This window comes from Azospirillum soli, from assembly GCF_017876165.1.
GTDB lineage: Bacteria > Pseudomonadota > Alphaproteobacteria > Azospirillales > Azospirillaceae > Azospirillum > Azospirillum soli.
The window spans coordinates 53,814-68,162 of record NZ_JAGINQ010000007.1 but is presented as its reverse complement, the minus strand read 5'-3'; the positions used below and the strand labels follow the sequence as shown (position 1 = coordinate 68,162).

General features: G+C 68.4%; 13 protein-coding genes. 8 read left to right on the top strand and 5 right to left on the bottom strand.

Annotated elements, in window-relative coordinates:
- Positions 1-2 precede the first annotated feature (2 nt).
- Both nosP and J2852_RS31525 read left to right on the top strand, forming a co-directional pair.
- Entirely contained in the window at positions 3-1,202 is a 1,200-nt protein-coding gene (nosP, locus tag J2852_RS12985) for a nitric oxide-sensing protein NosP (protein WP_246499581.1), read from the top strand.
- Complete coding sequence (locus J2852_RS31525) at positions 1,199-3,853, top strand: NahK/ErcS family hybrid sensor histidine kinase/response regulator (RefSeq protein ID WP_209876026.1); 2,655 nt, start codon at positions 1,199-1,201, stop codon at positions 3,851-3,853. Before nosP ends, J2852_RS31525 begins: the two co-directional genes overlap by 4 nt.
- 101 nt (positions 3,854-3,954) lie before the next feature.
- Here the strand turns inward: J2852_RS31525 and J2852_RS12975 are convergent, their stop codons facing one another.
- The 4 genes from J2852_RS12975 to J2852_RS12960 are packed head-to-tail and all read right to left on the bottom strand — an operon-like array spanning position 3,955 to position 7,674.
- Positions 3,955-4,767 carry an ABC transporter permease gene (locus tag J2852_RS12975; protein WP_209876025.1) on the bottom strand — a complete coding sequence of 271 codons (813 nt, stop codon included), beginning with the start codon at positions 4,765-4,767 and terminating at the stop codon, positions 3,955-3,957.
- Complete coding sequence (locus J2852_RS12970) at positions 4,764-5,504, bottom strand: ABC transporter ATP-binding protein (RefSeq protein WP_209876024.1); 741 nt, start codon at positions 5,502-5,504, stop codon at positions 4,764-4,766. Before J2852_RS12970 ends, J2852_RS12975 begins: the two co-directional genes overlap by 4 nt.
- Before the next feature lie 4 nt (positions 5,505-5,508).
- Positions 5,509-6,480 (bottom strand): YVTN family beta-propeller repeat protein, encoded by a 972-nt coding sequence (locus J2852_RS12965; RefSeq protein WP_209876023.1) that lies wholly within the window; start codon positions 6,478-6,480, stop codon positions 5,509-5,511.
- 18 nt (positions 6,481-6,498) lie between these two features.
- The gene (locus J2852_RS12960) at positions 6,499-7,674 is read right to left on the bottom strand and encodes an ABC transporter substrate-binding protein (RefSeq protein WP_209876022.1); all 1,176 of its coding nucleotides are present in this window, start codon (positions 7,672-7,674) and stop codon (positions 6,499-6,501) included.
- 230 nt (positions 7,675-7,904) lie between these two features.
- On the opposite strand from J2852_RS12960, the gene pedF reads away from it, so the two are divergent.
- The 6 genes from pedF (at position 7,905) to J2852_RS12930 (ending at position 13,852) form a co-directional block, all read left to right on the top strand.
- Positions 7,905-8,336, top strand: a complete 432-nt coding sequence (gene pedF / locus J2852_RS12955) for a cytochrome c-550 PedF (protein ID WP_209876020.1) — start codon at positions 7,905-7,907, stop codon at positions 8,334-8,336.
- Positions 8,337-8,375: 39 nt separating this feature from the next.
- Positions 8,376-9,233, top strand: coding sequence for a substrate-binding periplasmic protein (locus J2852_RS12950; protein WP_209876018.1), 858 nt, complete (start codon positions 8,376-8,378; stop codon positions 9,231-9,233).
- Positions 9,234-9,255: 22 nt separating this feature from the next.
- Positions 9,256-10,065, top strand: a complete 810-nt coding sequence (locus J2852_RS12945) for a quinoprotein dehydrogenase-associated SoxYZ-like carrier (protein ID WP_209876016.1) — start codon at positions 9,256-9,258, stop codon at positions 10,063-10,065.
- Complete coding sequence (locus J2852_RS12940; protein WP_209876013.1) at positions 10,062-10,994, top strand: quinoprotein relay system zinc metallohydrolase 1; 933 nt, start codon at positions 10,062-10,064, stop codon at positions 10,992-10,994. Before J2852_RS12945 ends, J2852_RS12940 begins: the two co-directional genes overlap by 4 nt.
- A 236-nt stretch (positions 10,995-11,230) precedes the next feature.
- Positions 11,231-12,976, top strand: coding sequence for a methanol/ethanol family PQQ-dependent dehydrogenase (locus tag J2852_RS12935; protein ID WP_209876011.1), 1,746 nt, complete (start codon positions 11,231-11,233; stop codon positions 12,974-12,976).
- A gap of 222 nt (positions 12,977-13,198) precedes the next feature.
- Entirely contained in the window at positions 13,199-13,852 is a 654-nt protein-coding gene (locus J2852_RS12930) for a response regulator (protein ID WP_209876009.1), read from the top strand.
- A gap of 3 nt (positions 13,853-13,855) precedes the next feature.
- Here J2852_RS12930 and J2852_RS12925 read toward each other — a convergent pair whose 3' ends face one another.
- Positions 13,856-14,254, bottom strand: a complete 399-nt coding sequence (locus J2852_RS12925) for a hypothetical protein (RefSeq protein WP_209876007.1) — start codon at positions 14,252-14,254, stop codon at positions 13,856-13,858.
- Positions 14,255-14,349 lie beyond the last annotated feature (95 nt).

Genomic DNA, 14,349 nt, shown 5'->3' with positions numbered 1-14,349 from the left:
CGATGCCGATGCTGTCCACGAACCGTCACCCACACGCAGACACCGACGCTCCGGCCCGCCCGCCGCTGCCCCGCGCCGTCTCCATGGCCGAGGACGCGCGCACGGCGGCGCGGGAACTGTTCGAGGCGCTGGGCCGGGCCGAGCTGGAAATGGCGCTGGTCTTCTGCTCCCCCCACCACGACCGGGAGGAACTGGCCGCCGCCCTGGCCGAACTGTTCGGGCCGGTGCCGGTGGTCGGCTGCACCACGGCGGGGGAGATCACGCCCTTCGGCTACGCCGCCGGATCCCTGGTCGGCATCGGCTTTCCGCGCTCCGACTTCGCCATCGCGACGGAGCGGATCGACGACCTCGACCGCTTTTCCATCGCCGACGCGCCGCGCGTGCTGCGCGGGCTGATGGAGCAGCGCGACGGGGCGCTGGCCGCGCGCGGCGACGGCTTCCGCGACTACGGCAGCTTCGCCTTCCTGATGATCGACGGCATGTCGCGCCGGGAGGAGATGGTGGTCAGCGCGCTGCACAGCGTTCTGATGGACATCCCGCTGTTCGGTGGCTCCGCCGGGGACGAACTGCGGTTCGAGCGGACCTTCGTCCTGCACGGCGGGCGGTTCCAGTCGAACGCCGCGGTGCTGATGCTGGTCACCACCACCCGCCATTTCGTGGTGTTCCGAACCGAGCATTTCGTCAGCTCCGACCGCAAGATGGTGGTCACCGGCGCCGACCCGCAGCGCCGCATCGTCACCGAGATCAACGCCGAGCCGGCCGGGCGCGAGTACGCCCGCATGGTCGGGCTGGAGGGCGAGCCGCTGACGCCGATGATCTTCGCAGCACACCCCGTCGTGGTGCGGGTGGGGGGCGAGTATCACGTCCGCTCCATCCAGAAGGTCAACGAGGACGAGAGCCTGACCTTCTACTGCGCCATCGACGAGGGGATCGTCCTGACCGTCGCCCAGGGCGTCGATCCGGTGGAGAATTTCGAGGCGATGATGCTGCGGCTGGCCGCCGAGATCGGCGGGCCGCCGGACCTCGTGCTGGGCTGCGACTGCATCCTGCGCCGGCTGGAGCTGGAGCAGCGGCAGCTGAAGCGCGTCATGTCGGATTCGCTGGCGCGCCACAAGGTGGTCGGCTTCTGCGCCTACGGCGAGCAGTACAACGCCATGCACGTCAACCAGACCTTCACGGGCGTTGCCATAGGTGCCCGATGACGCTTGTCTTTTCCGACCGCCCCGATCCCGAACGCCGGGAGGATGCACCCGTAACGGCGGATGAGCGCGCGCGCCTGGCCGAGCTGGAGCGCGAGAACCAGAAGCTGAAGCGCATCAATCAGGTGCTGATGGACCGGGTCGAGCGGTCCATGGACGTGCAGGGCGGCGCCTTCTCCCTGTTCCAGACCGCCATCGTGCTGGAGCAGAAGGTGCGCGAGCGCACGCTGGAGCTGGAACGGGCGCTGCGCGAGCTGGAGGACAGCCACCGCGACCTCGCCCGCGCCAAGGAACTGGCGGACACCATGCGCACCCGCCTGTCGGAAGCCATCGAGTCGGTGAACGAGGGCTTTGCTATCTTCGACGGCGACGACCGGCTGGTGCTGTGCAACAACAAGTATCTGGCGCTGTGGCCGGAAATCCGCGACCGCATCGTGCCCGGCGTGCGGTTCCGCGAGATCGCCGAGCTGGCGGCGTCGAGCCGCTCGGTCGCCGACGCCTACCCCCGCCCGGACCTGTGGCTGGCGCAACGGCTGGCGCAGCATCGCGAACTGAAGGGTCCCTACATCTACCGCCTGTCGGACGGGCGCTGGGTTCAGGTGAACGAGCGGCGCACCCGCGACGGCGGCGTGGTCGGCGTCTACACCGACATCACCGACATCAAGGAGCACGAGACCCGGCGGCGCGAACGCGAGCTGGCCGAGAAGTCGGCCCTGCTGCAATCCACGCTGGACAACATCGTCCAGGGCGTCTCGGTGTACGACCGCGAACAGCGGCTGGTCGCCTGGAACGAGCGCTTCGCCAGCCTGCTGCGCCTGCCGGAAACCGTCGCCCAGAAGGGGGCGAGCTTCGCCGACTTCGTGCTGCACCACGCGGCGCTGGGGGATCGCGGGCTGTCGCTGAGCGCGCTGATGATGCCGAGCTGCCTCGTCGAGCAGCGCTGGCAGGACGACACGGTGCTGGAGATCAGCCGCAACCCCATGCCGGGCGGCGGCTTCGTCATGACCTTCACCGACATCACCGGGCGCAAGCGGGTGGAGGAGGCGTTGCGCGACAGCGAACAGCGCATCCGTCTGGTCACCGACGCGGTGCCGGCGCTGATCGCCTATGTGGACGCCGACCAGCGATTCCGCTTCGTCAACAGGGCCTACGAGGACTGGTTCAACCGCACCCGCGAGGAGATCGAGGGCCAGCACATGTGGGCGGCGCTGGGCGACGCCTATTACGAGGTGCGCAAGCCCTATGTGGAGCGCGCGCTGGCCGGCGAGGACGTCACCTTCGAACTGGAACTGCCCGGCGACAACGGCGCGCCGCGCTACGCCGTCGCCACCTACATCCCGCATTTCGGCGAGAAGCACGAGGTCCTGGGCTATTTCGGCCTGATCCACGACATCACCGAACGGCGTCTCGCCGCCGAGGCGCTGGCCGACGCCAAGGACAGCCTGGAGCGGCGCGTCGTCGAGCGCACGGCGGAGCTGACCCACCTGAACGAAAAGCTGCGGCGGGAGGAGGAGGCGCTTCGCCTCGCCAAGGCGGAGGCGGAACAGGCCAACCTCTCCAAGACCAAGTTCCTGGCGGCGGCCAGCCACGACCTGCTGCAACCGCTGAACGCGGCGCGGCTGTTCGTCTCGGCGCTGGGCGACCTGGAGCAGCCGGCGCCGAACCGGGGGCTGGTGGACAACATCGACGTGGCGCTGGCCTCGGTCGAGGATCTGCTGTCGGCCCTGCTGGACATCTCCAAGCTGGACGCGGGCGCGGTGCGGCCGGAGGTCGCCGATTTCCCGATCAAGAGCCTGCTCGGCGCGCTGGCCACCGAATACGCCGCCGTGGCGCGGGAACGCGGGCTTGAGCTGCGCGTCGTCGGCAGCCACGCGGTGGTGCGCAGCGACATCCGGCTGCTGCGCCGGATCCTTCAGAACTTCCTGTCCAACGCGCTGCGCTACACGCCGTCGAAGGGTGGGGCGGGCCGCGTGCTGGTCGGCTGCCGCCGCACCAAGGCGGGCCTGCGCATCGAGGTGTGGGACACCGGTCCCGGCGTGCCGCGCGACAAGCTGGGCGAGATCTTCGAGGAGTTCCGGCGGCTCGACACGCCCTGCGCCAACGAGCGGGTGCGCGGCATGGGCCTCGGCCTCGCCATCGTGGACCGCGTGGCGCGGATGCTCGATCACCCGATCACCGTGCGGTCGGAGCCGGGGCGCGGGTCGGTCTTCGCCGTCACCGTGCCCTTCGGAACCTACGCCCGCCCGCCGCGCGTGCTCGACAGGCCGGTGCGTTCGGCGACCAACCGGCTGGCCGGGACGCGCGTGCTGGTCATCGACAACGAGCCGGCGGTGCTCGCCGGCATGCGCGCCCTGCTGGAAGGCTGGGGCTGCTCGGTGGCGACGGCGGCCTCCGGCGACGAGGCGCTGGCCGGGCTGGCCGAGGTGTCTCCGGACGTGCTGATCGCCGACTATCACCTCGACAACGGCGTGATCGGCTTCACCGAGATCGCGCGGGTGCGGTCGCGCTGCGGGCCGGACCTGCCGGCCGTGCTGATCACCGCCAACCGCACGGCCGAGGTGGTGGAGGAGGCGCAGGCCCTGTCTTGCCAGATCCTCAACAAGCCGGTGCGCCCGGCGCAGCTGCGCGCGGTGATGACGGGGTTGGTGGGGTGATACCCGCTGCCTCCTCCCCAACCCTCCCCCGCTTCGCGGGAGAGGGGGCCTCATTCCCTCCACCGCCAAAGGCGGGGGAGGGGTAGGGAGGGGGCAACGCGCTACTCCGCGCCGGCACCCCGCCGCGCCAGGAAACCGCGCGCCGGGTTGTAGCCGAAGATCGCGCCGCCCAGGAACGCCGCCAGCGCCAGCACCGTCCAGGCCAGCGCCTGGGCGTTGAGGCTGAGGTAGAGCGCGTGGCGGATCAGCTCCACCGCCTGGCTGAAGGGGTTGACGAGGCAGATGGTGTAGAGCAGCTCGCTCGACTCCTGCATCTTCCACAGCGGGTAGAGGGCGGTGGACAGGAAGAAGGTCGGGAAGATGACGAAATTCATCACGCCCGCGAAGTTCTCCAGCTGCCGGATCGCCGAGGACAGCAGCATCCCCAGCGCCCCCAGCATCAGCCCCGTCACCACCAGCGCCGGCAGCACCGTGACGTAGCCCAGCGGCGGCGCCTGCACGCCGTACAGCCAAGCGATGGCCAGGAACGCGTAGACCTGGAGGATCGACACCGCCGTCCCGGCCAGCAGCTTCGCCGTCAGCAGGAACCAGCGGGGCAGGGGGCTGACCAGCAGCATGCGCATGCTGCCCATCTCGCGGTCGTAGACCATGGAGAGCGAGCTTTGCATCCCGTTGAACAGCTGCACCATCCCGACCAGGCCGGGGACGATGTAGACCTCGTAGGGGATGTAGGTCTCGTAGGGCGGGGTGATGGCGATGCCCAGCGCCGCCCGGAAACCCGCCGCGAAGACGAACAGCCAGAGCAGCGGGCGGACCAGCGCCGACAGGAAGCGTTCGCGCTGGTGCACGAAGCGCAGCACCTCCCGCCCGACGATGCCGCCCAGCGCGCGGGCGTAATGCGCGGCCGTCGTCATGCCGCCTCCTTGGCGATCAGCCGGTTGAAGCTGTCGGTGAGGGTGTCGGCCCCGGTGTCGCGGTTCACGTCGGCGACCGGCCCGGATGCCCGGATCTGCCCCTTGTGGATGACCACGACGCGGTCGTCGGGGGCGATCTCGTCGATCAGGTGGGTGGCCCAGAGCACGGCGATGCCGCGCTCCCGGCACAGGGAATGGACATGCTCCACGATGGCGCGGCGGGCCGGCACGTCGAGGCCGACGGTCGGCTCGTCCAGCACCAGCAGGGCCGGTTCGTGCAGCAGCGCGCGGGCCAGCTCCACGCGCCGCCGATGGCCCCCGTTCAGCGTGCGCACGGTCTCGTCGATGCGCTCCGCCATGCCGAGCTGTTCGAGGGAACCGAGCGCGCGGGCCTGCGCGGTGCGGCGCGGAATGCCGTGCAGCGCCGCGAAGTACAGCAGGTTCTGCCGCACCGTCAGGTCGAGGTCGAGCGTCGGCTGCTGGAACACCACCCCCATGCGGGCGAGCGCCCTGGTGGGCTCCCGCCGCAGGTCCGCGCCGCCGATGCGGATGGTGCCGCCCGGCGATTCGAACAGGCGTGTGATGAGGGCGAACAGCGTCGTCTTGCCGGCGCCGTTGGGGCCGAGGAGGGCCGTGAAGGACCCCGCCTCGACCGTCAACGCCACGTCCTTCAAGGCAAAGGCGCCCCGCCCGTAGGCGTAGCTGAGCCCTTCGATGGAGAGCGCCGGCGCCGCCATTCCCTTACCCCTTGACCGCCACGCCCCAGGGATAGCGGCCGACCTTGATGGACTTCACCACCTTCAGGCTGTCCACGTCGATCACCGACACGTCGCCCGACACGCCGTTGGTCGTGTAGAGCCGCTTCTGGTCGGGCGACAGGTCCAGCTGCCAGACGCGCCGGCCGACCAGCAGATAGTCCTTCACCTCGAAGGTCTTGGCGTCCACCACCGCGACGTGGTTGGCGGGGCCGAGGGCGACGAAGGCGTAACGGCCGTCGTCGGTCAGCTTGACGCCGACCGGCTGGATCTTGTCCTTGGCGACGCCCTTGATCTTGAAGCCGATGGTCTTGGCGACCTGCCGCGTGGCCGTGTCGATCACCGACACCGTGCCGCCGATCTCCGCCGACACCCACAGGCGGCTGCCGTCCTGGCTGAACTGAGCGTAGCGCGGGCGGGCGTCGACCAGCGTGTTGTCCACGATGGACCGCTTCTCCGTGTCGATCCAATGGACCATGTTCGTCGTCTCCGACGTGTTCACGGCCCACTTGCCGTCCGGGCTGACGGCCATGCCCTCCGGCTCGACGCCGACGTCCACCTGATAGGCGACCTTGCGCCCCGGCACGTCCACGACGGTGACGACGTTGCTTTCCTCGTTCGCGATGAACAGCTGCTTGCCGTCCGGATGCAGCGCGAACAGCTCCGGATCCTCGCCGGAGGGCAGGTCGTGCAGGATCTTCTTCGTCGCCAGATCCATCACCTGCACCGTGTCGTCGTCGCTGGCGCAGATGTAGAGAAGCTTGCCGTCGGTGCTCAGCGTGATGCCGCGCGGGCGGCGGCCGACCTTCACGGTCTCCTTCACCGTCAGCGTCGCGCCGTCGATGATGGACAGCGTGTTGTCCTTCTCGTTCGACACATAGATGGTCTCGGCCCAAGCGGGAACGGCGGCGGGGATGGCGCAGCCGGCCAACAGGGCGGCAAGCAGGAAAGTCCTCATGAAACGTCGTGCGTCCTTTCAGCGCTGGCGGCAGCCCGTTTCGGGCTGGTCGTAGCCGAGTGAGTCGAGTTCGGTTTTCGGGTGCAGGAAGCCTTCCTGCGGCGACACCGTGACCAGGGAACGGTCGGCGGCCACCAGCACCGGCTGGCGCAGCTGCCCGTCCCAGGAACGGAAGGAGAGCGGCACGCCCTTGAAGGCGGCGAGGTTGAAGTCCGGCCCCTTGATGTAGGCCGTCAGGGCCGACGGATCGGTGGAGCGGGTGCGCGTCGCCGCCTCGCCCACCGCGCGGATCGCCGCCCAGACGGCGTGATCGCGCGGCAGCATGAGGCGCTGGGCGGAGGTCTTGAAGCGGGATTGCAACTGCGCCGCGCCCCACGCCTCGTGCGCGCGGTGCCAGTTGGTCGGGACGAGGCCCTGCGTGCCGGCGACCGGGCGCGGTTCCCAGGTGCGGTACATCATGTAGTCGCCGAAGTCGCCGATCTCGTCGGCGACGATCACCACGTCGTGGCGCTTGCCCTGGGTCAGCACGGGGATTTCCGCCTGCGCGGTGCGGCGGGCGTCATGCTCCCCGGTCCAGGTCTTTTCCTCCACGACCTCGGCGCCGAATCGCTTGGCGGCGCGCTTCACGGCGGCGGCGTAGAGCTTGTCCTCCGGGCGCGGGCCGGTGACCAGCAGCCACTTGGTCCAGCGCTTCACCGCCAGATACTGCGCCAGCGCGTCGGCCAGCATGGCGCGGCTGGGCATGGTGTGCAGCAGGTTGGGCGCGCAGGCCTCGTTGCGCAGCGCGTCGTCGGTGGAGCCGGCGTTGAACAGCAGCAGGTTCGCCGCCTCGGGCAGCCTGGCGAGCTGGCCGGCGGCGTCGCCGGGCAGGTCCAGAACGACGATGCGGTGGCCCTGGCCGGCCAGCTCGCGCAGGGCATCGGCCGGGTCGCCGTCGATGGGAACGGTGACGGCGTCCAGCTCGAACCGCTGCTTCAGGAAGCGGCCGGTGCTGTCGTTGTCGGCGATGGCCAGCCGGGCGCCGGCCAGCCCTTCGTCGGACGGCGGCTCGTCGAGATTCGACAGGGCGGGCGGGTGCTCGACCTCCTGCGTCAGGTAGGCGATGCGGACGGTCGCCACATCCTGGGAAAAGGCGGCCGGCGTGGCGGCGAGCCAGCCGGCCAGCAGGGAGGGGATAAGGAGGAAGAGGCGCATCGCGGTTGCGGAGCTCTCCTAGTTACGGGAATTCAGGTTAGCTCCGGTGGGTGATCGTTTGTAATGCAACTTTGGTACGATACGCGGTGGGAAAGGGCCGGAAGCCAAGCGGTTCGAAGCGGTTGCGGGGCGGCTGCTACCAAAGTCCAATTAAGCGGGGTGGAGGCGGCGGTTATGCTCGGGGGCAACAAAACTCCCCATTCGCTCGCTTAGGAAAGAGGACGCCCACCATGAACGCTCGGCTTCTCCGGCTTGCGGCCGCAGGTCTTATTTTCGGCGGTGTCGCGGCCGCTTCGGCGGTGGCCTTCGCCCATGGCGACGTGACGCCCCAGGCCGTGGACACCACCGGCCTCGAAAAGCTGGGCGAGGCGTGGCGCGACAGCAATCCCTACCGCGGCAACGCCCGCGCCATCGAGATCGGCGCCTCGGCCTTCAACCAGAACTGCGCGCGCTGCCACGGGTTGGGCGCGGTGTCGGGCGGCATCGCCCCGGACCTGCGCTACCTCGACCTCGGCGACGTCGGCGACGAGTGGTTCAAGGAGCGCGTCATCAACGGCTCGATCCGCAACGGCGTGACCTACATGCCGAAGTTCGGCGAATCCCTGGGGCAGGAAGCCCTGTGGGCGATCCGGTCCTGGCTGGAGACGGTGCACACGGAATGACCGTGGCGGAATGGGTGACGGAACGATGGTGATCGAAGAATGAGCCTGCTTGGACGGCGCCATTTCCTCACGCTGACCGCCGCCGCGCTGGCCGCCGGGGTTGCCCCCCGGCGCGCCAGCGCGCGGCCGTTGGACGACGTGATGGCGGACGGGCGGCTGCGTGTCGCGGTCTATCGCGACAACCCGCCCTTTTCCTATCGCGACGGCGGCAGGCTGACCGGCGTGGACGTGGACCTCGGCCGCGTCATCGCCGAACGGCTGGGCGTCAAGGTCGATTACATGGAGTTGACGGCCGGCGAGACGGTCTTCGACGACCTGCGCAACGCCGTCTGGAAGGGCCATTACCTCGGCGGCGGCGTCGCCGACGTGATGATGCATGTCCCCTACGAGAAGGAATTCGGCCTGCGCAACCCGGAGGCCGTACTGTTCGGCCCGTACCAGCGGGAAAATTTCGCGCTGGCGCGCAACCCGATGCGCGTGACCCAGCCCCTGCTGGCCGCCCTGCCGGACGAGCCGGTGGGGGTGGAGGTCGACAGCATCCCCGACTTCTTCCTGCTGGGGGCCTTCGGCGGACGCCTGCGCGAGCGGATCGTCCATTACATGACGGTGCCCGAGGCGGTCGATGCCCTGGTGAAGGGCGACGTGTCCGCCATCGTCGCGACGCAAAGCCAGATCGAAGGCGCGCTGGGCGAGCGGGTGAAGAACTTCCCGGTCACCCCGGTCAGCTTTCCCGGCATGATGACGTCCAGCTGGGACATCGGCATGGCGGTGAAGGAGAACTCCCGCGACCTTGCCTACGCGGTGGGCGACGTGATCACGGCGACGATCGAGGACGGGACGCTGGACAAGATTTTCCAACGGTACGGGGTGACGCGCAACGCCGTACCGACGGAGTAAAAATCAAAAAGGGGAGGACCGAATGACGCCGAGGCTTCTCGCAACTGCGGTCATCGCTGCCGCGCTGGCCGGGCCGGCGCTGGCGGCGGAACCGGCGCAAGAACCGCTGGATCCCTTGGGCTCCGTGATGTGGGACGTGCTGCGCGCCGACCTGTTCGGCAAAGCCCCCATCGTCTTCGACGAGCGCGTCACGGTTTCTGCCCCCGACAACGCCGAGAACGCCACCGCCGTGCCGGTTTCGGCCGACGCCTCGGCGCTCGGCGTGGTCGAGGAGATGGTGCTGATCACCGACCTCAACCCCTTTCCGGTGGTGCTGCGCTATCACCCGGTCGCGGCCAAGCCGGTGATCGGCACGCGCATCCGGGTGCAGCAGGCGACCCCCGTCCGCGCCGCCGCGCGCACGCCGGACGGCGTCTGGCACATCGGCGGCAAGGTTGTCGATGCGGCCGGCGGCGGCTGCACCGCGCCGCCCGTCACCTACGCCGCCCCCGACTGGGCCGACCATGTGGGCGAGGTGCAGGCCCGCGCCTGGGCGCCCACGGGAGAAGACAAGACCTCCCGCGTGCGCTTCCGCGTGCGGCACCCCATGGACAACGGGCTGATCGCCGGCATCCCCGCCTACTTCATCGAAAAGCTCAGCCTGCGCGACGCCGACGGCAAGGAACTGGCCCGGCTGGAAACGCTGGAGCCGCTGTCCGAAAACCCGGTCTTCACGCTCGACGTGAAGCCGGGCGCGTCGTCCCGCGCGCTGACGCTGACCGGGCGCGACACGCAGGGCGGCGAGATCGAGGCCGTCATCTCGCTGCCCTGGGTGCAGGGAGCCGTGCAATGAGAGCGCTGCTCGCGTTCGTCGTCGTCCTGTTCGGCACTATCTCCACGCAGGCCGCCGGGCCGCTGACCTACAATCTGAAGCCCGTGCCCATCGCCCCGGACACCTATGTGTTCGAGGGCACGCGGGAGCATTTCCACCGTTCCAACGGCGGCAACATCCTGAACCCCGGCTTCATCGTGACCGACGACGGGGTGATCGTCATCCAGACCGGCCCGTCCCGCCGATTCGGCGAGGAGATGCGCGCCGCCATCAAGACCGTCACCGACAAGCCGATCCGCAAAGTCTTCATCAGCAACCTGCACCCCGACTACTGGCTCGGCAACCAGGCCTTCGCCGACGTGCCCATCGCCGCTCTGCCCGGCACCATCGAGGGCATCAAGGCCGAGGGCAAGGGCATGACCGAGAACATGTACCGCATGGTCGGCGACTGGATGCGCGGCACCGAACCGGTCGCCCCGACCGAGCCGGTCTACGGCTCCACGGTCGTGTACGGCTCGCACCGGCTGCGGCTGATCCCGCTGGAGGGGCACACGGCGGCCGACCTCGCCATTTTCGACGAGACGACGGGCGTGCTGTTCGCCGGGGGCGTGGTCTTCTCCGACCGCACCCCGACGACTCCGCACGCCGACGTGCCGAAGTGGCTGAAGGCACTGGACGAGCTGGAGCCGCTGGGCGTCACGGTGCTGGTGCCCAACCACGGCCGCATCCGGACCGACAAGGCCGCCATCGCCCAGACCCGCGACTGGCTGGGCTGGCTCCACCGCACCCTGCACGACCGGATGGAGGCCGGCGCCGACATGGCCGAGGTGCTGAACCTGCCGATCCCGGAGCGCTTCGACAGCCTGGGCGTGCTGCGGGAGGAGTACCAGCGCTCCGTCGCCCACCTCTGGCCGGCGATGGAGCAGGCGGCGTTGCCGCGCGTGAACTGAAAGACATGGTCCGAATAAACCCCGCCGATCATCCTACTATTTGACAATGGACGGTGGGCGGGGCGTCGGTAGACTGCTCTACATTCAAAAGGATATGTGCTTCGCGGTGCAGCATTGCGCCGTGTCATCCCCCTGACTTTGCTGAAGAAAAAGCCGAGGTTGGGCGGGCAAGGGGCCGAGCGAGAAATGGTGGCCCCTCGGTTCGTCTGTCAATTTTCCTGGGAGGTATCCGCACCATGAAGCGTCTCTTCCGCACCGGCCTGCTTGCCAGCGCGATGGCGGTCGGTCTCGGCCTTTCCGTCGCGAACGCGGCCGGCCCGACCAACGACGACCTGCTGAACGACGCGAAGTCCACGGGCGACGTGCTCACCTACGGCATGGGGCACCAGGGCCAGCGCTTCAGCCCGCTGACCGCGCTGAACCCCGACACGGTCAAGAAGCTGGTGCCGGTGTGGTCCTTCTCCTTCGGCGGCGAGAAGCAGCGCGGCCAGGAATCCCAGCCGATCGTCCATGAGGGCATGATCTACGTCACCGGCTCCTACTCGCGCCTGTACGCGGTGGATGCGAAGACCGGCGAGAAGAAGTGGCAGTACGACCACCGCCTGCCCGAAGGCATCATGCCCTGCTGCGACGTGGTGAACCGCGGCGCCGCCCTCTACAAGGATAAGATCTACTTCTCCACGCTGGACGCCCGTCTGGTCGCGCTGAACAAGGACACCGGCAAGGTCGTCTGGTCGAAGAAGACCGCCGACTATCAGGCCGGCTATTCGGCGACCGCGGCACCCCTGATCGTCGACGGCAAGATCATCACCGGCAATTCCGGCGGTGAGTTCGGCGTCATCGGTATGGTCGAGGCGCGCGACGCCGAGACGGGCGAGCTGATCTGGCAGCGTCCGACCATCGAGGGCAACATGGGCACCCTCAATGGCAAGGAATCGACCATGACCGGCAAGCTGAACGCCAGCTGGCCGGGCGACCTGTACAAGACCGGCGGCGGCGCCACCTGGCTGGGCGGCACCTACGATCCGGAGACCAAGACGCTGTTCTTCGGCACCGGCAACCCGGCGCCCTGGAACTCGCACCTGCGCCCCGGCGACAACCTCTATTCCTCGTCCACGCTGGCGATCAACCCGGAGAACGGCGAGATCAAGTGGCACTACCAGACCACGCCGCACGACGGCTGGGACTTCGACGGCGTGAACGAACTGGTCGCGTTCGACCTGAAGAAGGACGGGCAGACCATCAAGGCCGGCGCCAAGGCCGACCGCAACGGCTTCTTCTACGTGCTCGACCGCACCAACGGTAAGCTGATCAACGCCTCGCCCTTCGTGAGCAAGATCACCTGGGCCAAGGAGATCGACCTGAAGACCGGCCGCCCGGTCTACAACGACGACAACCGTCCGGGCTCGCCCGAGGCAGCCGAGAAGGGCAAGTCGGTCTTCGCCGCTCCGGCCTTCCTGGGTGCGAAGAACTGGATGCCGATGGCCTACAGCCCGGCGACCGAGCTGTTCTACGTCCCGGCCAACGAGTGGGGCATGGACATCTGGAACGAGCCGATCACCTACAAGAAGGGCGCGGCGTACCTGGGCGCCGGCTTCACCATCAAGCCGCTCTACGACGACTACATCGGCGCTCTGCGCGCGGTCGATCCGAAGACCGGCAAGATCGTGTGGGAGTACAAGAACAAGGCGCCGCTGTGGGGCGGTGTGCTGACCACGGCCGGCAACCTCGTCTTCACCGGCACGCCGGAAGGCTATCTGAAGGCGTTCGACGCCAAGTCGGGCCAGGAAGTCTGGAAGTTCAACACCGGTTCGGGCGTCGTCGGTTCCCCGGTCACCTGGGAGCAGGACGGCGAGCAGTATGTCGCCGTGGTCTCCGGCTGGGGCGGTGCGGTCCCGCTGTGGGGCGGCGACGTCGCCAAGATGGTCAAGGACATCAACCAGGGCGGTTCGCTCTGGGTCTTCAAGCTGCCGAAGGCCTGAGGCTTCCCGGTGGTGTGACCGAAATAGGATGGGCGGGCCGAGTGATCGGCCCGCCTTTTTCTTGGCCCGTCATGATCAAATCAGGACCCCGGCAGTCCGAAATGAAATTTCGGATAACCTGTTACTTCCGCAAAGTAAGCGTCCCATCCTTGCACATTCTTGTACGGTCCGGCATGATGGTTCCTGGAAACGCCCTGGATTGATGAGCGTGGAAAACACGCCATGAGCAGAATACTCATCGCTGACGATCACCCGCTGGTGCGCGACGCTCTGCGCAGCGCCGTCCTCTATTCCTGCCAAGCGCAGGAGATCCACGAGGCCGGCTGTCTCGACGACGCCGTCAGCACGCTGCGGGAAAAGGGGGAGCTGGACCTTGTCCTGCTCGACCTCAACATGCCCGGCATGAACGGGCTGACGGGGCTTCTTGCCCTGCGCAGCCAGTTCCCGGCCATTCCCATCGCCGTCGTCTCGGCCCACGAGGATCGCAAGGTGATGCTGGAGGCCGTCCGCTGTGGCGCCGCCGGCTTCATCCCCAAATCGACGCCGCGCGATGCCATCGCCGGCGCGCTGCGCCAAATCCTGGCCGGGGAGGTCTATTTGCCGCCCTCGGTGGAGGAAGGCGAAGCGGCCGAGGACGACGAAACGGCGGAAATCGCCCGCCGCCTGTCCACGCTGACCGCGCAGCAACTCCGCGTGCTGGAGATGCTGGGGACCGGCAAGCTGAACAAGGAAATCGCCTACGAGCTGAGCATCACCGAAACCACGGTGAAGGCGCACGTCTCGGCGATCCTGCAAAAGCTGAAGGTCTACAGCCGCACCCAGGCCGTGGTTTTCGCCAACCGGCTCCAGCTGGAAAAGGCCCGCTTCGGGGCCTGACCTTCACTTTTTCTGAACCCGCATGCGGTGCGCGTCGTTGGCGGCGCGCGCCGCCTCGTGCCCGACGTCTCCCGGTGCGGGGCTGAACAGCGTTTCGGCTTCCAGCGACAGGGGCGGCGGGGATTTCGTGCGCTGCCGGCGCGCTTCGCGTGACGCCCGTTTGGCCTCCCGGCCCGGATCGCGGCGGCCAAGCTCCTCCTCCCGCGAGGGGCGCTCCAGGATGATGAAGGAATCGCCGGTCAGGGGATCGTGAAAGATGACGGAGTCCCGTGCCCTGTCAGCGTGATGGGGCGCGCGCGTCCGGCTTTCCGAAGCGCCGGAATCGAGGATGACGATCTCGCCGGCCACGGCGGTTCCCGACCACAGGGCGGCGACGCTGAGAAGCAGGGCCAGGGTGCGCATGTCCACCTCCGGGGAGGGAGGATGGCGGCGTTTGGTGTCGAGTGCTGTGGGCTGGTTCACAAACCGCTGAAGTATTGCCCCCACCCCCCCCTCCC

Excerpts from the sequence above, each read along its gene's own strand:
- nosP (WP_246499581.1), top strand. The coding sequence starts at position 3 with ATGCCGATGCTGTCCACGAACCGTCACCCACACGCAGACACCGACGCT.
- J2852_RS31525 (WP_209876026.1), top strand. The coding sequence starts at position 1,199 with ATGACGCTTGTCTTTTCCGACCGCCCCGATCCCGAACGCCGGGAGGAT.
- J2852_RS12975 (WP_209876025.1), bottom strand. The coding sequence starts at position 4,767 with ATGACGACGGCCGCGCATTACGCCCGCGCGCTGGGCGGCATCGTCGGG.
- J2852_RS12970 (WP_209876024.1), bottom strand. The coding sequence starts at position 5,504 with ATGGCGGCGCCGGCGCTCTCCATCGAAGGGCTCAGCTACGCCTACGGG.
- J2852_RS12965 (WP_209876023.1), bottom strand. The coding sequence starts at position 6,480 with ATGAGGACTTTCCTGCTTGCCGCCCTGTTGGCCGGCTGCGCCATCCCC.
- J2852_RS12960 (WP_209876022.1), bottom strand. The coding sequence starts at position 7,674 with ATGCGCCTCTTCCTCCTTATCCCCTCCCTGCTGGCCGGCTGGCTCGCC.
- pedF (WP_209876020.1), top strand. The coding sequence starts at position 7,905 with ATGAACGCTCGGCTTCTCCGGCTTGCGGCCGCAGGTCTTATTTTCGGC.
- J2852_RS12950 (WP_209876018.1), top strand. The coding sequence starts at position 8,376 with ATGAGCCTGCTTGGACGGCGCCATTTCCTCACGCTGACCGCCGCCGCG.
- J2852_RS12945 (WP_209876016.1), top strand. The coding sequence starts at position 9,256 with ATGACGCCGAGGCTTCTCGCAACTGCGGTCATCGCTGCCGCGCTGGCC.
- J2852_RS12940 (WP_209876013.1), top strand. The coding sequence starts at position 10,062 with ATGAGAGCGCTGCTCGCGTTCGTCGTCGTCCTGTTCGGCACTATCTCC.
- J2852_RS12935 (WP_209876011.1), top strand. The coding sequence starts at position 11,231 with ATGAAGCGTCTCTTCCGCACCGGCCTGCTTGCCAGCGCGATGGCGGTC.
- J2852_RS12930 (WP_209876009.1), top strand. The coding sequence starts at position 13,199 with ATGAGCAGAATACTCATCGCTGACGATCACCCGCTGGTGCGCGACGCT.
- J2852_RS12925 (WP_209876007.1), bottom strand. The coding sequence starts at position 14,254 with ATGCGCACCCTGGCCCTGCTTCTCAGCGTCGCCGCCCTGTGGTCGGGA.